Source organism: Pseudomonas sp. Marseille-QA0892 (assembly GCF_054950135.1).
Genome location: NZ_CM143104.1, coordinates 977,835 through 996,920, shown reverse-complemented (window position 1 = coordinate 996,920; position 19,086 = coordinate 977,835). Strand labels below are relative to the sequence as shown.

The following is a 19,086-nucleotide window of genomic DNA, read 5'->3' as shown; positions in this document are numbered from 1 at the left end:
GGAGGCGGTATGAAGCTACTGCTACGCGTCTTCGCAGCAATGCTGGTGTTTGCAGGCATATTCGCAGGCTGCATGACGGTGCTGCTGCTGGTGGTTGCAATGGTGCGCTTTCCGCCACTATTCGTGGCTGTACTGCTAGCCTGTTGGATGTTTGGCCAACTACGGAAATCTGCACGTTAGATTGAAACATAAGGGGGGACAAGCCGAAAGGCAGTCCCCCCTCTTCCATCTACTTAATTTTTTGCTCTGCCTGGTTACCAAAAATTAGATCCTTCACATGCAGGCATTCTCGACCTTAACGAACGTCGCGCTGAACTCCTTACACTGGCGGTGTTGCTGCAACCGGTTCGAAAAATTAAACGCGTCGTTCAGTTCGAAGCGCTGGAAGATGTCCAGCCCACGTCCAAGAACAATTTTCCAGCCAGTATCAGTGGTAATGTCACGGTCGTGCTTGGTGCCAGTGGTGTCATACGCCCAACTGAACTGAATACCCACCCCCGCACAAGCGTCTGCAATTTTCTGCAGGCTTTCAGTCTGGCGATCACCATTGAACTCATCTTCCACGGTGACCACATGTACAGCCACTTCCTCACCGGAAGCCAGCTGTTTACTGATCGTTTCCATCAATTCCATGAGGTTGCGAAGTTGATGGAACATCCGCAGGTACGGATCAATAACGATAATCCGCTTGGCGCCTTTTAAATAAGGTCCAAACAGCCTATCGAAGGTGACACCGCGCTGGTTCTCCTGAATAACCAAGTGCTGAGGCTTCAGTACTGGCTCTTTGCTTACCGAGACAGCAGGCTGTTGAATGGGCTGAGGACTAACCACATCGCTAACCGGCTCGCTAGGAGCGACATTAGCCGTATCGAACAGATCTGCCTCCGAGACTTCACCCGCCACTCGCCGGTGGTACTGGTTTGGGTACTCCCCTTCCTCCAGGGTGCTGACCAACCTCTCGACGCCATCTTTTCCTTGATAGGCAAAACGAACAGCTGGGTAGGTGGTATCGATGCGCAGCAGCTGGTCCTTGACCCGCTTACGCCCTTCGATGGCACAGCGCAGCACATCCTCGACTTCAGACCCAGTCGCCTCGCCATGAGGGAAGAGGATCTTCATCAACCCGGAGAAGGTCTTGTTGATGCCATCGCGGTCGCGCGTGGAGATGTCATCCGACAACGTAAACATCCCTTTGTAACGGTCCGAGAAATCATGGCTACGCAGTGAGCGAAGGATTTCAGCAAGATAATCGACTACAAAGCCATAGCCGCAGGAGAACATCTCTCCACGAATCACGTCCACTTCCCAGCCCGGAATGTAGCTATGCAGGCGGTCGAGGAAGGCGGAATCGTGGAACTTCTCTGGCAGCGGGTCGAACAGGTCGCTGTGCTTGAGCATGTACGGTACGGTGTGGTCGGTGTTGCCGACGAACACCATGCTGGCCTCTGCTCCGAGGGTCTCCACCCCCCGGGAGAATGACTTGTTGGCCATGTAGTTCTTCATGATGTCGACCAGCGCCTTGTCCACGCGCTTCTGCTTGCCGGCGAACTCGTCGAAGGCCACCACATCCCAGTAGCCCACCAGGCCGAGCTTGCCCGTGCCGTTGTGGACGAACAGCTTGGGCACCGTCACCTCGCCACCGGAGATCAGGATGCCGTGAGGCGAGAACTCCGAGTAGACATGCGACTTGCCGGTGCCCTTCGGCCCCAGCTCGATCAGGTTGTAGTTGCGCTCGCAGAACGGTATCAGGCGGATCAGCTGCAGGAGCTTGTTGCGCTTGCCGAACATCTGCGGATTGAAGCCGACACTCTGGATCAGCAGGTCAATCCACTCATCGGTGGTGAACTGCTTGCGGGCGTCCAAATAGCCCTCGAAGTCGAAGCGGGAGATCTGAATCGGTTTGAGCGACGCCAGAACCCAGGGCGAAGCCGACTTGTCCTCGGTGTACTCGTACTCCAGATCGGCGATGCACCACACGCCGCCGACCAGCAGCTTCTGGTGAGCCTTCACCGTGCTGGAGTCGATCAGCACCTTCTTGATGCCGAGGTTGGCAAACTCCGCCTCGTAGACGTCATCCTTGTCGTTCAGGGAGACGCTGACGCGGTCGATGACCTTGTGCCGCCCCTTCTCCTTGATGATCGAGCGCACTAGGCCAGCTTCGTTGCGATGCACGTAGTGCTTGCGCAGGATCTCCTTGACCGTCTCGATGCCGGCCTGGATCGTGGTCTCGTCGTTAGTGGCGCAGTACTGCCCCAGCAGGTACTCCAGCACATAGGAGGGCACGATGGCGTTGCCCTTAACCGCCTTGACCAGATCCTTGCGGACGACCAACCCGGCGAAATGCTGGTTGATCTTGTCATCGAACTGACTCATAGCACCACGCCCCACTATGCAATTCAAAAAAATAATCTAAAAATGGCGGCTGCAGGAGCCGAGTGCAACACGGACATTTAATTGAAGCTGGAGCAATAGCCATGGCCTTCTGCATCACTTCACCCATTACTTTGATGGGACATTTGAAGCCGAAACGTTTACGCGGCCGCATATTCAGTTGCAGCGAGATGGCATCCAGTTCCTCCTGGCTGTGTACCGACAGGTCTGTGCCCTTGGGCAAGTACTGGTGGATCAGGCCGTTGATGTTCTCGTTGCTGCCGCGTTGCCAAGGGCTGTGCGGGTCTCAGAAGTAAATTGCCACGCCGGTCTTCTGGGTGATTTCATCGTGCCTCGTCATTTCCCGGCCCTGGTCGTAGGTCATGCTCTTACGCATCGCCAACGGCATGTTATTAAGTGCTGCACTGAAGCCCTCCATCGCCGAGGTCGCCGTCGCGTCGTCCATCTTCACTAACATCAGGTAGCCACTGGTGCGCTCTACCAGCGTGCCTACAGACGAGGCGTTGGCCTTGCCCTTGATCAGGTCGCCTTCCAATGCCCGGCATCAGCCGGTCTTCGATCTCCGGCAGGCGCACATGAATGCTGACCATCTCTGGGATCTGACCGCGCTGATCCACACCACCGGAACGCGGTCGGCGAGCCGTTTTGCCCTGGCGCAGACAGATGATCAGCTCCTTGCGCAGTTCACCGACCAGCAGGGCATAGATCGCGTTGTAGATCGTCTCGCGACAGACGTCGGCATCTCGGAGGCTGGGCATGTTCATACTGCGGAGCTTGCCGGCAATCTGCCCGGGAGACAAACTCTCACGAAGCATGTGAGTCACCAGTTCGAAACGCTTGGTACCTGGCATCAACTTGCGCGTGGGGCGGCAGACCTGGCGTCGGCATCTCATGCGCCACTGGGCGCTACGGGCCGAGTAGCCGCCGTAGGCATCCCGGTTGCGGCGCAGCTCCCGGCTGATAGTCGAGGGCGATCTGTTGATCAGGTGAGCAATCCCGCGCAGGCTGAAGCCTTGGACTTGACCGAGTTGAATGGTGGCGCGCTCTACAACGCTGAGCTCGGAATAAGACATAGGGGCAGCACCGTACCGAAGAGGTCAGGTGTTGCACTCAGTTTTTGCCGCCGCCAATTATAAAATTAACAACCTGTCTCTCGCTTGTCTTTTTTAATAATCGAAGAGATCGCTTTGGCAGCATCAATATCATCCCTTTCAAGCGCATCCTGCATTCGCCTGAGCAACAAATCTATATCTCCTTCCTCTACCTCTGAAATTTTTTGTCGAGTGACCTGGCGTACAGCCTCATCGACTGCCACCTGCCTGATTTTCCGATCAAAAAGACCACTACGAAAACGCCTTGAAAGACCTGCGCAACCACCTTTGAATCCAGTGAAAAATGGTAAAATCCAGCGCCACACTCCCCAACAAGAAAAAATAATTGCCAAAACACCTAGCCCCCATGAGAATGCAGCAAAAAACCAATCTCTGACTTCATCCTCAAAGTCTTCATGCGCCGCCTTTCTTTGAGCAGACATATAGTATTCAACGCGCTTTCTGAAATCGACCAGCTTAATACTCCCATCATACGACCCATATGTGTCACTCCTGTCGTCCCAGCCAACAACTTTCAAGTGAAAAACTGGATCATTATTTTTAGCTATTTCAGAATAAAATTCCCTCCCCATACTAGTCGATTTCTCAAGCGGAGTCCTTGCTGCATCAAGCCGAATACCTTCAGTCGTAACAAAGACCTCGCGAAAATTTAAGGCCTGCACACTTATACCACCAACCCAAAAGTATGGCTCATGACAATAGAATTCAGGCCACGACAAAAAACCATTAGTGGTTCCGCAATAAAATCCGACAGAAAAATCAATATTACGATACTCCCATTTCGGCTCAAAACGCTCAGGGCTATTCGTATGGGCCGGCTCAACCTCAACAACCCTTAATGACTCACCAGAAACAGCCAAAAAAGGGAGAAGCATCAATCCATACAGAAAAAATATTATTATTTTCATAGAGTTACACCCCTGCATTAAAAGTCGAATTCGCTAGTGAACGAACGACGAATCGTATACCGAGTAGCCTTGTACCGGGTGAAATGCGAAGTGCCTTCCACCTGCTCCTCAAGCCGCAGCTCCACCTGCTGGTTGTTCGCCTCATCGGCCTTGCGGCTGAGGATGAAGCGTACCGACAGCTCGCGCTCACGCGGATTTTGCGACGCGAAATCGAAGGTCAGCTCGTGAGTATCAGAGATCAGCTCACCGTCCAAGGTATACAGGCCTGCGCGCAGTCGGCGTGGTTGCTTCTTCTCGGTGACTGCCTCGGTCTGATACAGCACCACGGCCAGCTGTCCGGTGGTGATGGTCTTGCCACCGCCGCCGATGAACTCGACCTCCACGCGCCCCACATCGCTCTGGCGCTTCTTGTTGATGCGGACGACCGGGATCACCACCTCCTGCAGCGTCGCCCCGCCATGCACGAACCGGCTTCCGGAGCCCTTCAGGCGCAGGCGGTTGATCGACTTGGGTATCTGCACATCCAGAGTCCCCTCCAGACCCAACTGCTCAGGGCTGAAGGTCTTGAATGCAGCCTGGCTGCGCAGGCCACGCCCCAGGACAAAGCGCCGGTCGCGATACAGCACCTCGTCGCCATCCGGCTCGCTGCTGAGGAAGTCGCTCTCCTCCAGTGGACGGTTCTGGTAGATGAAGCCGTGGTCCGCAGTGATCAGCAGATTGCTGGCATTGGCATTGGTCAGCTTCTTCACCAGGCGGACCAGCTCGGACAGGGTTTCCTCTGCCGCCGCAAACACTCGCTCCTCGGTGTCACGGGTATCGCCGGTCTTGTCGATCAGGTTGTGATAGACGTAGACCACATCGTTATCGCGTAGCAGCGCTCGGGAGTCGGCCTGGTTCATGGCTAGCAGATCCTTGGCCAGCACCACCGCAGAGTTCGGCACGGCTGCCGCGAGGATCTTGCCGCGATTGACCGCCCCCTGAGCGCTCTGACCGTTCACCATGGCATCGCCACTGTCGTTTTCAGCCAGCTGCAGTGCCTGGTTGGGCAACAGCGCTGCCATGCCCAGCTGGGTGTAGCTCGGCAGCATCGACAGTGCCGGCTCAAGCTCGGCCTCGAAGCGATCTTCGCGGCGAATCAGGCTTTGCAGCTCCTCGCCAACCTCGTAGCGGAAGGCATCGGAGATCACCACGCAGACCTTGGTCTTGCGCTCGACGAATGGCTTCACGCAGCGGCCAAAGAAATTCCGCTGCAGCATGATCGGTGCGGCTTCCCAGCGCTGCGCAGCATCGACGTGCTGCTGCCAGCGGTCATTGAGGCGCACCAGGAAATTGTTGGTGTAATGGTTTTCGACCTGAGTGTTGAGCTCCCCCAGTAACGAGGCCTGCCCCGATTCGCGGGAGTGATAGACGAACTTGCGGTACAGCTGATCCAGCCGATACCAGCTCTGCGCGTACTTCTCCACGCCATCGCTCAGCGACGTCATCTCCAACTGCGCCGTATCCAGCAACTGCAGGAACTGCGCGGCATGGTCGACCGCCAGGTAGACATCCTCGAAGTGGGTAAACCAGTGGCTCTGCCGGCGCTGGCGTACCCACTGCTCGACCTCCTGCGCAGTCACCGTTCTCGCCACCACTGCATGGACCAGCTCGCTGAGGATCTTGCGGTCGACCAGCTCGAAGTAATCCAGCTCCATCAGCTTGCGGTAATCGAGCCCATGCAGCCGGTCGCCAATCTGCAGTACTTCGGCACACTGCCCGGAGAGAAGCTCGAAGCTCTGCTCATGGGAGCGGCTGTCCTTCCAGCGCTTGAGGAACACCAGCGACTCGGCCGATAGGCGTGCCTTGTGCTCCGGATCGGTGCCCATCAGGAAACAAGCCTTGAACAGCTCGATGACGAAGTCGTGCAGGCCCGGCTGTTCCGAGATATAGCCGTAGGCACGCTTCATCTGCTCCCAGAGGAAACCGCTCAGGCCACTGCTCTCGATCAGCTTGATTCGCGCATCGCCGGCGCTGGCCAGCTCGGCCAGCAGCTCCTCCAGGATCACATCCAGACGCGGCTCAGTGTCGGCGCAGACCGCGAGCATCTTCAGGCGCAGCTTGTTGTCCGAGTCGCCCTGCAGCAGCAGTTTGCGCAGCTGCTCGCGACGCTTGGCCGACTCGAAGAACGCAACATGCTCCTCCAACAGCGGATAGCAGTCCGGTCCCAACTCCAGCTCAGCCAACCACAAGGCAACCTGATCGGTACGGAAGCTGTTGCCACTGGCCAGCTGCACATCGAGCAGCCAGTTTTCCAGATGCGGCGGCTCGGCCCCCTCGCGGTAGAGCAGAAACTTCTGCTCCGGCTGCTCGCGCAGGATGCGGTACTTCACCCCGAACTCGTTGTTGGCCAGCTCGATCTTCTCGACCCCCGGCAGCTCCAACGCGTCGAAGTCAGCGCGAAACTCCAGGCGATTGTCGTACCAGAAGACGATGCGTTGCTTCTCGAACAGGTTGGCCAGCGCCTGGGTGATCTTCGGGTTGCTCATGCCACAGCCTCGATTTCTTCCTCTTCATCCAGCACCTCTTCAGATGCTGGCAGTGGCCCACTGACCACCACATTGCAACGCAAGCGCTGCAGAAGTGCCTCACGCCGTGCATTGCAGAAAGCCTGAAAGTCCTCAAACCGCAGGCTGTCACTCTCGTCCAGCAGCAGATCGGCTGGCTTGATGCCACGCCCCTTTTCCGCCAGCCATTCGATCAGCGGCATATCCTTTTTCGAGCGGTTCAGCGAGGTATTCAGCAGGTGCAGGTTGGCAATCGAGTTCCAGTTGAGCGGGTTCCGATAGAACGCCATCAACTCAGGATCATTCTTGAGGAAGCCTTGCTTGGAAAGCTCTGCCTTGGTGAAGGCGCTCTGCGGATGCAGGTGATTGATGTCCAGCTGCAGATTTTCATTGATTTCGGGGAACAACAGGCTCAGCACCGAACGGCACCGCGAGTCCCCATGCTCGATGTCGAGTAGCCCTCTGAGATAGGCCTCGTCGAAGCGTAGATCCTTGTTGGTCGCAGTGAATGCTTCGATGATTTCGTCCAGAGGGAATGCCTTCTTGCCAAGGTGCCTGGCCAGCAGGCGCTGCATTTTCGTGAGCACGCCATCGGCTTGACCGCCAAACAACCCACGCAGCAGCACCATGTGCAACCAGCGCGATAGCGCCAGGCGCTCATCGCGCAAATGGTTGATGTTGTTGATGCTCAGATAAAGGGGCTTGCCCTGGAAGAGCTGCTTGTACAGGTAGAAGGCCAACGGGATTACGGCATTCTTTGCTCTCAGCGAATGGTCATTCAGCCCGAACAGCCGCAGCAGCTTGAAGGTTGCGACGATACAGGATCGGATCTGCGGCCATTGCGCCTGGATGACACTGACCTGATCAGCATCGAAATTCTTGACCTTGAACCGCACATCGGCGCCGATCAGCATCAGACAGGTCTTCAGAACCCAGTCACGACCAATCGAGAACTGCATCTCCGAGCTCTGCCTGACCTCAGCGACCAGTTCGTCGATGTCCTTACGGGCATCGCCCTGCCAGTTGGCAATGGCGATGGACATCAACAGGTCGGAGAACGCCAGCGGCGTTCCACCACTGTTGGTACGAATGAACACATCAAGGACATGGTCGATGTCCTGACTTTCCTCGTTGTAGTAGTGGATGACCTCTTCCCGCCTTACCAGGTGGTACAGACGATTCAGGGTCTTGACTGCAAACCGGTTGCTAGCCAGCCCTTGTTCCGTCAAGTAAGGCAGTACCACCTCCATCAGGATCTCATCATCAGAGCGCACATCGGGCAGGAGCAAGACCTTGCCCACCTCGAACCAATACGAGGTGCTGTCGCTCTTGTACGACGCCACCTGCTTCTCGGTCAGGAACCGGAAGTCGTACTGGGCCATCGACTCGTTGTCATCTCCTTCAACGCCCTTGCTCAGATTGAGGTAGAGCCTGCGTGGCGGGAGAGCCTGATCGTTGCGCGTGTTGGGCCACCAGAGTCGAGGCTGCTTGTAGGCATAGGTGCCTTTCAGGCCGATATAGATTGAGGTCAGCCGCTGCTGTCCGTCGATGACCGCCTTGAAGTCCTTGAAGTCCCCCTGGGTCGGGACGTAGTCGTTGGACTCCTTGAAGCGCTGGCAGTAATCGGTCAGGAAGCTGTAGAAGCGGTATTTATTCTTGATCTCCGGGCTCGTCACATCCCACATCATGAACGTGTTGATGGGGTACTCACGCATCAGGGAGTCAAAGAGCGTGCAGATCTGCTGCGTCGACCAGACGAAATTGCGCTGGATCGCCGGCAACAGAAACGTCCGGTCATCGATGTTACGTATTGCCTGGCGAATCGTGATCGCCTTTTCAAATCGGCCTGCCATATCAGTCTTCCTTGACTTCCAGTCCCGGAATCTTCTTCAGGGCTGCTCCCAGCTTGAGGTAGTTGACCTTGACGCCATCATCCAGATCCAGCTGTACCTGCTCGGTGGCCAGCGGATAGAGGGTGTCGCGCTCGTAGTCGTCCAGCTCCAGAAGCTGCTTTTTGATGGTTTCGGCTTCCTTGTTGGCCTTGGTCTTTTCGCCCTGGCTGGCCGAGGTGCTGATCGCCACCTGCTGCAGGTAGTCCAGTCGCGCGGCGAGCTTCTTGCGGAAGTCGCGTAGGTACTGGAGCACCACGCTGACGGTGTCCGGGCGGTAACGGTGTAAGTAGATCAGTGCGTTGAAGGTGCCCTTGGGGCTGGAGAACAGCCAGTAGATCGGACGCTTTTTGTAGCGCTTGACGTGGTCGGCGTAGAAATCTTTGAGGTAGTACTTGCGCACGTCCTTGCCCAGCGCCTTTTCGATGAAGGCGAGGTTTTCCTCGTAGTGCTCCTCGCCAAAGGTCACACGCAGGAACTGGCGGAAGCGCTCGGTCACATCATCGGCGAACCATTCGCCATCCAGCACCGGGATCACGTTGTCTTCATCTGGCATGAAGAGGGGCTCGGGTACCTGATGCAGGTATTCGGCCAGCGTGTCGCCCTGATTGGCCAGCACTAGGCCCGGCTTGTCGAGGCTGTAGCGACCGAACATGCAGCCCACGGCGTAGGACAGGAACTCAGCCATGGTATCGGCACGCAGGCGGATTTCGCGGTCCTCTTCGGAGACCTTCACGCCATAGCGATAGGCAGGGTTGCAGGTGAGGGTGATCTCTTCGAGCGGCACCTCAGGTGTGAGCTCGTTCTCGAGGCCATAGGAGTTGATGAAGAGCCGGTTGTTCTCCTTCTCCAGCCATTGCATCTCGTCCGTCATACCCCGCCAATGGGAGCGCAGACGGACATAGCTACCCTCCAGCGTTTCGGTTCGGTAGTCGGGCGAGAGCAGCGGAAGCGAGGTGAAGTCCCAAGAGGTTTCATAGGCATCCCAGTCGGCACGGGCGGTAGAGGTCGCCTTCTCTGGAATCGACAATGCGGAACTATCAACATGAATAATGGGGAGTTTTCCAATAGCGCCTTCACTATAATCCACGGTTGGCGAAAGAGCAGAAATCAACCTATCAACCACAGCAGTATTTAATAAACCGAGCACATTGAGCGCCTCGGATTTATCTTTAATTGGAGATGCCGACCCTTTGCTTTCAAAGGCGAAATGCCTTGGAAGAAGCCTAGCCGAAAAAGAACCAATGGTAAGACTTGACCACGTCACTCCTCCAACAAAGAAGTATTGAGTATTCTGAGGCCTCGATTTTAGCTTACCTTTTTCGTCTTTAAAGTTTCGAATCTCATCCCCATTACCCCCCCAATTCAGGACATAGTCAAAATTCCCATACCACCGTCTAAAAGGGCCACCTTTCGTACAAGGAAACCATTTCCGCTGATCTCGCTCCTCTACGCTTAGGCGTTCGTTAAGCGCGGAGGCTCTAATTCCAACCTCATGCCAAAACCGAAGAAATCTCTCATTATCACCAGTTTTAATCCCTTGCTTGGCTGGAGCAATTTCAGAGAGCGAAGTACCCTTTTCGAATGTTGAAATCGCGTCCTCACTCAACCAGTAGGCAAATGGCGCACCAGGTATCTTCCTCAGGGAGTTTTGCTTTACTCGAAAAACACCATATGCGCGATCCCTAAATAGAGCCTCAATCTGATCATTACTCCGCACAATAGAAAACTTTTCAAAAAGCCGTCTTGCGAGCATACAGGCTTCATTGTTTGGTGCAGAGTTTTTGACACAGAATGCAACTGCACCAAAGTCAGAACCAAATACACCGCGACCAAGATGGATTAGCGAGTTTATTGTTTGACTCTGAAGCAGTCGAGCGCGTAGGTCTTTGTACGAACTCAAGAACATCCAAGATGGAATATTGATCATACTCCAAATTCCTTGCTCCAGACTAAGCAGACGACATCGATCCATGAATGCAGTCATTAAGTCGGAACAACTTTCAGGGAAATAGCCTTCAAGCCAAGCGGCTAGTCTGGCATTAAGCCCCTTAACACCGGCATACGGTGGATTAGCCACCACCACATGATATTGGGGAGAGAGAAACTCAGCCATGTGCAGCACCTTCAGCACACGATCCTGCACATCTTTTAGCAGCAGATCGCCGCCAAAGTCCTTGGTCGCCAGTAGACGTGCTACCTCTGCCGGATCAGGCAGTTTTGGCATGATCAGCGAGCCAAAGTTTTTGGCCTGCTCGAACTGCATTAGAGTCTCGCGCAACTCGTCTGAAAACAGATCGCGGCCCATGATGGCAACCACGTCGTGCAACTCATCCTGAGTGAAGTTTACATTCTCCAGCACACAGATATTGGGCTGTACGTCTAGGCGCAGGAAGCGTCGCCGGCCCAGCCTAGCTGCAGCCTTCATCACGAGTGCAAAGGCAGCTAGCGCTCCGGCACGGTCGTCGATCTCAACGCCATAGAGATTATTGGTCAGGATCAGCGCCGGGATCTCGGTCGGGTCGTACCCTTCTTCCTCGTAGATCGCATAGAGCAGGTCGAACGCATAGGTCAGCATATGTCCCGACCCACAGGCCGGGTCGCAGATGCGGATCTCTTCCGGACTAGAGATGCGCGGGAATTCCGTCTCGGGCTCCTCCGGCGCGATGTAGTAGTCCATCTTCTCTGCCAATTTCGACTGCGGACGGTTCAGCAGCCACAGCCGGCCTAGCGAATTCTCGACCAGATAGCGGACGATCCAGTGGGGGGTGAAGAGCTGCGTCGCGGCGGGGATGTTCTCGGCCGTGATCTTGATGTTCTGCTTCAGTCCGGCGAAGACCTCATCCTTCTTTTTCGAGATATAGAACTGGTAGAGCCAGCCGATGACCTCGACGTCCTTACAGACCTCCTCGGTCATCACTTCACGCAGGCTGGTGAGAATCGAACCTTGTGACAGCAAGTCCTCGGGCATCAGCAGTTCGGTGTAGTCGTCGATCTGCTCGAAGAGGAAGGGCATGTGCCGGTACCAGTGGTTGCACGCCGACACCAGCAGCAGGCGATAGGCCTCGCCTTGAGGATCTGAACTGGGTGCCTTGCCGGCCAGCAGATCAAGGATCTTTTGCCGCGTTTTGCCCGCGACCAGCTCCTCGTCCAGGTGCCCCATCTTCGCCTCGGCGAGGATTTCCGGGGTGATCTGGCCCTCCATGGGCGTGAGCACACGGGGATTGGTGTAGCCATTCGCATCAAGGAAGCGCAGGGCGCAGAAGCGGTTGAACCAGGTGTAGGCGACCTTCTCGACCACCTGCTCCTTGCTGGTCTCCTGAATCTGCCGTTCCAGCTGGGCAACAGCCTGAGGGATCTCACGGCGGGCAGCACTACTGGTGTCCCGTACCAGCTCTAGCTTGCTAGCGACCTGTTTTCGCAGAACAGTACGTGCGGCCTGAGCAAACTTCTCCAGCTTGGCGGTTTCCATCTATCCAACTCTCCTGCTCCCGGCACTCGACCGGGCAGTCTCAACCTGGGAGTGGCCCGCAGCAGGCAGGCCACTTGAATTCGTTACAAAATCAGATCTGTACGCGGTTACCGGCCTGGATTTCCTTCAGCCAGGCCTCGCGCTGCTTCTGCAGGTAGTCGTCCAGCTCGGCCTCGCTGGTGAGCCAAGGCTTGCCATACCCGACCTTGATCTGACGCGCCTGCACGATGCGCGGCTCCGCTACTTTCAACGGCGGCTGGCCAGGCGGCACATCGCCACCTCCCGTCAGCTCCTTGTTGGGCTGCGGAGACGGCTCGGGATGCTCGGGCTTTACAGGTTGCGGGCGGGCCAATTGTTCGAGCGTGAGCAACAGTTGCGGGTATCGCTCATCCTCGAAGCGCCGGCGCTGATCACGCAGTACTGCAATCAGCTTTTGCCCTTTCAGGGCCTGGCGAGCAGCACTGAAGGGGGATGCCAGCTGTGCCTTGTGCTCCGTACTTAGCCCTGCATAGCCGTCAGCACCACACAGGCGCTGCTCCAATTCGTCGAGCAGTTGCTCGCTGGCCTGCTGCTCGCTGGCCAGTTGGTTGGCGATGGCCAGCTGGAGCGCCTCCAGTTGCGGCCTGGCCTGCTGCAGACGGTTTCCCTGCCAGGGCTTGCTGTCGGCCAGCACGGCACGGATAGCCTCAACCTCGGCGACGTTCACATAGGTGAAGTTGTCCTGCTGCTCCTGCACCAGTTGGCGGGCCTGGTCGTAGATCTCCCGCTGCGGGCTGCGCATGAAGCGCTGCAGCGGGTCGATGATCTGCTCCTTGGTGTCGAGTAGCGCGTCTTCCGCACGAGACAGGTCAGTCAGGAACCAGCTGGGGTTCTTCGCGGCGATTTCCTTGAGGGTCGCCAGCACTCCATCCAAAGCCACCAGGAAGGGATACTGCGCCTTCTGGCCGTGCAGCTCGGCCAGCTCCAACTCCAGATCCTTGATGGCATCGATGGTTTCACGGGCCAGGGCGCGGGCCTCGTTGCTGCTGGCCGGCCGGTCGAAGAAATCGGCAAAGAAGTCCTTGAGCGTCCGCACCTGGGAAGCGGTGAATTCGATCTGCGGCTCCAGCACCAAGGTGGGGTGGGCGTTGGTATTACGCAGGCTGCGCTCCAGGATGTCCCCCTCCAGCGGGTTGCTGTCCTGACGCACCTCGACCTTGCCGCGCGCGCAGAGCAGCGCGAGGTTGCAGAGGATGGCGGCGTAGTACCAGCCGTAACTCTTGCGCTCGAAGCGCTCCAGCAGGCTCTTCACCGTGGTGCGCACGCCACTGCGCGCATTGGTCTGGATGAAGGCCAGCAGCTCCTGCTCCGGCTCGCTCAGGCTGGTGGCGTCGTTGCCGAGCAGCCCATCCTGCCCCTGGCGCAGGTACTTGCCGATGTCGTTCTCGCTGAACGCCACATCGCGCAGCATGCGCAGGTTCGGATAGGTGGTTTCGATGAGCTGGAAGAAGCCCTTGAGGATGCGGGTCTGGCCATCGTTACTGGATACATCCACGTCTGCCGCGTTGATGATCAGCTGCGCGTGGCCGAGCAGGTACTTGGCACGCTCCAGAAGCTCGGCAAGGCGCTCGGTGTTCTGGAAGCCCTTGGCATCGAGAATACGCTTGACCGCCTCCTGCTGGGTGTTGCTGTTCTGCCGGATGTACTTCTCGGTGCGCTTGTACATGGTCAGGTCTTGCATGAAACGCGCATCGGCGGGCAGCACGACCCGTAGCTCATCGCGCCCCATGCTCTGCATGCGCTGCACAGTGAGGTTATCGAAGTTGTCGCTGAGCGGCGTGACGACATGGATGCTCAGCTCATGCTCACGGCTGAGGGCACGGTCATCCATCTTGCGGGTGTAGGGGTAGTCCTGGCCGTTCTCGTAGCGGATCTTGCGCTGCTTGATGACGCCCTCGAACAGCAGCCCCTCCAGCTCTTTGATCACGTCGGCCGACTCGACCTCGGTGTTCTTGATCTCTTCCTCGATGTCCTTCTCTTCGTCGGTCAGGTACTCGTAGAGATCGCCATTGCGCTGGATATAGGTCTGCTGCTCCAGCAGGTTGAGTGCGGTCTCGAGCTTCTTGCGCTGGGCCGGTACATCCTCGCCGAAACGCTCCAGCATCAGCACGCTGAGGTTGCGCAGGGTGGCCTTGAACTCCTTGACGTACTTGACCAGGAACAGGGCCTTGAGCACACGCACGGCATAGGGGTCGCCCAGGTGACGTTCGGCGTTATTGATCGCGCTCTGGATCGCGCTCTTCAGCGCCCCCCGAATGCCTTCGAACATGCGGTCGAAGGTTGCCAGCTGGCCAACTGGCTCGTCGTCGATAGCCATGGCCACCTCGCGAAAGACCCCAAGCATGGAGCGCTCACCTACCGAGTTGGCCTTGCCCTCGAAGCCGTTGTGCAGGGAAATGCCGCGGATGGCCGACTGGAACAGCGGGAACTGGTACGGCACGAACGGATAGCAGTAGGTGAAGTGCTCAAGATCGCGGAAGTTCTGGTAGTGCTGGCCGCCATCAGCGAACTCGAAGAGCGTCTTGAAGTTGTTGACCTGCTGGTCATAGACGCTTTTCAGCAGATCGGCACCCACCGAATTTTTGGTCAGCAGGCGCTTCTGGATCACCTCGGCCACGTCGGCGCTGGTCAGCTTGAGGCGGTTGGCGAAGCGTGCCTGGATCTTGGTGAAGTCGTTGCTCTGCTTCGTCCCCATCTCACCGAGGACCGAACTCATGTCCTCCTGCGCGGTAACGATGATCCAGGCTCGCCCCTGACACTTGGTCGCCAGGCTCTCGGCGACGGTCTGCAGGTTGGTCATCAGCTTGGTGTTATCGTCAATGTACTGGCCGACCTCATCGACAAAAAAATTCAGGCGGAAGTTGGCCGGCTGCTTGTCCAGCCAGGCCTTGACCTGGTTGCCAAAATCTTCGATGGAAACGCTGTACTGGGTGCGGTACTTGTCGAGGATGCCCTTGGCCAGCGCCGGATCTTCGCCGGTGATCTGCGCATAGGCCTTGGCGATGTTGCCGGACTCCAGCAGGGCCTGTTCGCGTCCGCGCTCCCAGGGCTTTTTGGCGATGCTCTGATAGGCGTCCTTGAAGGCCTCGAACTGCTCGCGGCTGTCGAGATCGCGCTCGAACTGGGCAATGTAGCCCTGCTTGCCGAAGTAGCCGCACATCTCGTTGAAGACCTTGACGAACACCGACAGCAAGGCATCGATCTGGGTCTTACTGATGATGTCGGCCTTCTGGTCGATGTTGAACAGGATGCTCTTCGACGGAATGGCAACGGCCTGCTTGAGCTTGCTGCGCAGCAGCGCATCGTCTTCGTGGATCTTGGGCAGGAAGATGTCCAGGGCAGATGAACCGTCGACTCGGCGGTTTTCCAGCAGCAGGGCCAGCATCTTCAACAGGTGCGACTTACCCGAGCCGAAGAAGCCGGACACCCACACCCCGTTTGCACCGTGGTAGTCGGTATAGGCGTCGAGGAAGTGTTCCAGGCGCTTGGCAACCTCGTCGGTAAGGACGTACTCGCTCAGCTCTTCATACAGGCTGGCTTCATCGTCGGCCTTGATCACCCCCTCGATGGAGCGACTGACGGGGTTCAGGAAAATACCGTTGAGTTCCATCTACTGCTTCCTCAGACCTGAATCTCGAAAATGTTGAATGCGCGGTAGTACTTGTCGTCGTGCAGCAAGCCGAACAGCTCCAGCGAAGCCCCCTGCTGCAGTGAGTGACGGTACTCGCCAGGGAAGAACATCACGGTTGGCTTGCCCTTGGCCGTGCTCTGCAGGTTGTTGAGCACGTTGTGCGAGCGGATGTAGGGGAACACCTCGCCAATGCCGGAGAGAAACAGGACGTCGTAGTCCGCCCCAGCAAGGCGCTCACCAATCGCCGGGATCAGGTACTCCTCGACACCCAGGACGTTCTGCATCAGTTCCAGCAGAGCATCTTTCTCTACCTCTGGCTCGACGGTGAGGATCTCGTCCCAGAGGCTGCTGTCATCACTACTGCCTTCACGGGCCTTGAGCAGCTCGATGGACAGATCGTAGAGGTTGACCTCCAGAACGCGTACCCCACGCCCTTGGAGACAGTCGATGCTCATGCTGGCCAGGCTATTGACCAGTTGCCGTTGCATACGCTGCATCTCGAAGGCCTCGGCGGCCTTGAACTCGCAGATGTAGAACGGCAGGTCGTTGTTCAGCCCTTTCATCTCTAGAAAGCGCTGGCTGCTGATGACGCCCAGCAGATGTTCGAAGCGTGCTGCCAGCGGCTGCTGGCTGATTTTCCGGCTCATTGAAGCCACCTTTGAATTTCGCTGTCCGTGGCTGGAAAAACCAGCAGGTTCTCGTGGCCGTGCTTGGCTATCAACCGGGCCAGATACGGGGTCAGCAGCGCCGGCTGGATCTGCCCCTGCTCGGAGAGCAGATCAGCCTCGCGCAGCATCTGAAATACGCCATGGCGCAGACGCTTTTGCGTGGAGACGGCAATCTCGTCCAGCTCCGTATGCCAGAGCGCTTTGGCGTTATAGAAGGCCTCGTAGTCAGCCGGCATGATCTGGTGACGCCGACTGAGGTAGTACTCACGCAGCACCTCGACAGCAAAGTCACGGATGAAGGCATACCGACGGCAGACTGCCGACCAGAGCAGGTAGCCACGCTCGCGCAGGTTACCCTCGACCAGCAGCTCCAGTTCTTCGATATCGAGCAACCCGAGGCGCCCGAACAGCTCGATGCTGATGCGTTTGGCGGCGCTGGCGGTGCGCGCCTGCAGGAGGTTGCCACTGCGCACCTCTGTACGAGTCTGCGACCAGTCGCGCAGCGTCAGGTAGCGTTCGGCAACCAACGGGGCCTCCTGCAGGAACAGCCCCCCCGTAGTGAACGACAGACGATAGCGCTCGGGACTCATGCTGGCTCTCGCTGCGCATCGTCGCTGGCCCCACCAGCTTTGACCCAGGCGTCTACGTCGGCCTTCTGGAACTTCCATAGGCGCCCCACCTTGTGGGCAGGCATGCTGCGCTTTGAGATCCAGGCGTAGACCGTGTCCTTGCTCACACCAAGGTGTTCCGCAATGTCATCGACATTGAGCCAACGGTCGTTCATGGCGCTAACCCCCCTGGAGAAAATGGACAAATATTTTATCCGATTTAGCTTGATTAGCCAGGATTAGGCACGATTTGAAGGAAATATCTCTCCATCGCCATTGTTCCTTCTCCCAGCGCCATAGATGCCCCCCGATCCATGGCCTGGATTCAAGACTCAATGTCGTCGGTATTCAGCGCTCCGATGGCAGCCTGAACCCGGCAAACCATGCTCATGCCAGCCCGGATGGTACTGCCAACCGCCTGGGTAACCGCACGCTCGTCTGCCAGATTAGTGCTGAGAAGATCGTGGCTAAATACCAGGAGCCGCTTGATCGCATAAATGCGATGCAAGCGATCCAGCCAGCGCTGCCGCTATAGCGTCGGAGCGATGGAGCGATGGAACCGAGGAGAGGCCCGCATCGAGCTGCAGATTAGCGACCGGGTACGACACATTACGTCGCACTCAACTGACACACTTTTAGCGAAATGGTCGGTTTAGGCGACCAGATAGATCGGTTGGTATCCTGCCGACTTGGACCATTCAAGGACGAACGATGCCTGCCTCATCCATACGCAGCACCCTCAGCCGTCAATGGGAATTGCTGAAATCCCTTCCGGCCCGCCCGCCAGGAGTGACCGCTCAATTGCTGGCCAAGCGCCTCGATGAGGCAGGCTTCAGGGTCAGCAAGCGCACTATCGAGCGGGATCTGGTCGAGCTATCTCAGCTCTTTCCTCTGCAGTGCAACGACAAGGGCACCCCTTATGGCTGGTACTGGACGCCTGGTGCGACGGCAGAGCTTCCCGGCCTGACCGTAAGTGAGGCATTGACCTTGAGGATGGTCGAAGACAGCCTGCGTCCTCTTCTGCCCGGCTTCATGCTCAAAAGCCTTGAGCCACGATTCGCACAGGCCCATCAGAAACTGCAGGCCCTCGGACCAGAAGTACCGGCTGCCCGCTGGATCAACAAGATCGCCAGCGTGCCTCCCGAGCTGTCACTGCTGGCCCCCGTGATCGACGAAGTACTGTTGGAGCAGATCCAGCAAGCGCTGCTGGGTGACCAACAACTGCACTGCAACTACTTCGCGGCACACAGCAATAAGCTCCGTGAGCTGGTGCTGAATCCACTCGCCCTGATCCAGCGCGGCAACATCACCTACCTGGCTGCAATTGCCGAGCCTTATGAAGACGTCCGCCTCTACGCGATACACCGCTTCAAGGATGCCGCCACCCTCGACACTTACAGCCGCCGCCCCCAAGACTTTCAACTGGACGATTACATCGCCAGCGGCGCTCTGCAATTCAACAGCCCCGGTGCAGGACAAATCGCCCTCCACGCCTGGGTCAGTGAGAGCCTGGCTAGGCAACTGAGTGAAACACCGCTATCCACTGACATGCAGTTGGAGCCAGAGGACGAGGGGTATCAACTGACTGCCACAGTTCAAGACTCCTGGCAGCTCCGTTGGTGGCTGCTTTCACAGACAGGAGCTATTGCCGTGCTTAAGCCGCTGACGTTGCAAAAAGAACTGCTGCATCAAATGGAGGCAGGCCTTGAGCTGTACCGGAACCTCATGGCGCCAATATCTCCCACCACGCCAGTCAATAAGCTGGATCAGGCATCTTTCTGATCAATTATTGAGCGTTCACCTGAAAGAGCTTGAAAGCCCCTCA

11 protein-coding genes and 1 pseudogene are annotated in these 19,086 nt (G+C 57.2%); 2 read left to right on the top strand and 10 right to left on the bottom strand.

Going from position 1 to position 19,086, the window contains the following annotated elements; all coding sequences use genetic code 11:
• Nucleotides 1-9: 9 nt before the first annotated feature.
• Complete coding sequence (locus ACY8D3_RS04430; protein ID WP_170934326.1) at nt 10-180, top strand: hypothetical protein; 171 nt, start codon at nt 10-12, stop codon at nt 178-180.
• Between the two features lie 93 nt (nt 181-273).
• Here ACY8D3_RS04430 and brxL read toward each other — a convergent pair whose 3' ends face one another.
• From brxL to mads1, 10 genes and pseudogenes are all read right to left on the bottom strand, one after another.
• A complete protein-coding gene (brxL, locus tag ACY8D3_RS04425; protein ID WP_462381968.1) occupies nt 274-2,373 on the bottom strand; it encodes a BREX system Lon protease-like protein BrxL in 2,100 nt (699 codons plus the stop codon).
• A 76-nt stretch (nt 2,374-2,449) separates the two neighbouring features.
• Nucleotides 2,450-3,464: pseudogene (locus ACY8D3_RS04420) on the bottom strand (IS30 family transposase); the annotation flags it as partial.
• 65 nt (nt 3,465-3,529) lie between these two features.
• On the bottom strand, nt 3,530-4,411 hold the full coding sequence (locus ACY8D3_RS04415; RefSeq protein ID WP_462381966.1) for a hypothetical protein: 882 nt from the start codon (nt 4,409-4,411) through the stop codon (nt 3,530-3,532).
• Between the two features lie 17 nt (nt 4,412-4,428).
• Nucleotides 4,429-6,936: a BREX-1 system phosphatase PglZ type A gene (gene pglZ, locus ACY8D3_RS04410; protein ID WP_462381964.1), complete on the bottom strand. Its 2,508-nt coding sequence runs from the start codon at nt 6,934-6,936 to the stop codon at nt 4,429-4,431.
• Nucleotides 6,933-8,807 carry a DUF262 domain-containing protein gene (locus ACY8D3_RS04405; protein WP_462381962.1) on the bottom strand — a complete coding sequence of 625 codons (1,875 nt, stop codon included), beginning with the start codon at nt 8,805-8,807 and terminating at the stop codon, nt 6,933-6,935. The genes pglZ and ACY8D3_RS04405 overlap by 4 nt, the downstream gene beginning before the upstream one ends.
• Before the next feature lies 1 nt (nt 8,808).
• The gene (gene pglX, locus ACY8D3_RS04400; protein ID WP_462381960.1) at nt 8,809-12,315 is read right to left on the bottom strand and encodes a BREX-1 system adenine-specific DNA-methyltransferase PglX; all 3,507 of its coding nucleotides are present in this window, start codon (nt 12,313-12,315) and stop codon (nt 8,809-8,811) included.
• Between the two features lie 91 nt (nt 12,316-12,406).
• A complete protein-coding gene (gene brxC, locus ACY8D3_RS04395) occupies nt 12,407-15,964 on the bottom strand; it encodes a BREX system P-loop protein BrxC (RefSeq protein WP_462381959.1) in 3,558 nt (1,185 codons plus the stop codon).
• Nucleotides 15,965-15,975: 11 nt separating this feature from the next.
• Nucleotides 15,976-16,632, bottom strand: coding sequence for a DUF1788 domain-containing protein (locus tag ACY8D3_RS04390; RefSeq protein WP_462381957.1), 657 nt, complete (start codon nt 16,630-16,632; stop codon nt 15,976-15,978).
• Nucleotides 16,629-17,243, bottom strand: coding sequence for a DUF1819 family protein (locus tag ACY8D3_RS04385; protein ID WP_462381955.1), 615 nt, complete (start codon nt 17,241-17,243; stop codon nt 16,629-16,631). The genes ACY8D3_RS04390 and ACY8D3_RS04385 overlap by 4 nt, the downstream gene beginning before the upstream one ends.
• Nucleotides 17,240-17,437 carry a methylation-associated defense system helix-turn-helix domain-containing protein MAD1 gene (gene mads1, locus ACY8D3_RS04380; protein ID WP_462381953.1) on the bottom strand — a complete coding sequence of 66 codons (198 nt, stop codon included), beginning with the start codon at nt 17,435-17,437 and terminating at the stop codon, nt 17,240-17,242. The genes ACY8D3_RS04385 and mads1 overlap by 4 nt, the downstream gene beginning before the upstream one ends.
• A 535-nt stretch (nt 17,438-17,972) precedes the next feature.
• Here mads1 and ACY8D3_RS04375 point away from each other — a divergent pair.
• Nucleotides 17,973-19,043 carry a helix-turn-helix transcriptional regulator gene (locus ACY8D3_RS04375; RefSeq protein WP_462381951.1) on the top strand — a complete coding sequence of 357 codons (1,071 nt, stop codon included), beginning with the start codon at nt 17,973-17,975 and terminating at the stop codon, nt 19,041-19,043.
• The last annotated feature ends 43 nt before the right edge of the window (nt 19,044-19,086 follow it).

Coding starts and splice junctions, on each gene's coding strand:
- ACY8D3_RS04430 (WP_170934326.1), top strand. CDS start 10: ATGAAGCTACTGCTACGCGTCTTCGCAGCAATGCTGGTGTTTGCAGGC.
- brxL (WP_462381968.1), bottom strand. CDS start 2,373: ATGAGTCAGTTCGATGACAAGATCAACCAGCATTTCGCCGGGTTGGTC.
- ACY8D3_RS04415 (WP_462381966.1), bottom strand. CDS start 4,411: ATGAAAATAATAATATTTTTTCTGTATGGATTGATGCTTCTCCCTTTT.
- pglZ (WP_462381964.1), bottom strand. CDS start 6,936: ATGAGCAACCCGAAGATCACCCAGGCGCTGGCCAACCTGTTCGAGAAG.
- ACY8D3_RS04405 (WP_462381962.1), bottom strand. CDS start 8,807: ATGGCAGGCCGATTTGAAAAGGCGATCACGATTCGCCAGGCAATACGT.
- pglX (WP_462381960.1), bottom strand. CDS start 12,315: ATGGAAACCGCCAAGCTGGAGAAGTTTGCTCAGGCCGCACGTACTGTT.
- brxC (WP_462381959.1), bottom strand. CDS start 15,964: ATGGAACTCAACGGTATTTTCCTGAACCCCGTCAGTCGCTCCATCGAG.
- ACY8D3_RS04390 (WP_462381957.1), bottom strand. CDS start 16,632: ATGAGCCGGAAAATCAGCCAGCAGCCGCTGGCAGCACGCTTCGAACAT.
- ACY8D3_RS04385 (WP_462381955.1), bottom strand. CDS start 17,243: ATGAGTCCCGAGCGCTATCGTCTGTCGTTCACTACGGGGGGGCTGTTC.
- mads1 (WP_462381953.1), bottom strand. CDS start 17,437: ATGAACGACCGTTGGCTCAATGTCGATGACATTGCGGAACACCTTGGT.
- ACY8D3_RS04375 (WP_462381951.1), top strand. CDS start 17,973: ATGCCTGCCTCATCCATACGCAGCACCCTCAGCCGTCAATGGGAATTG.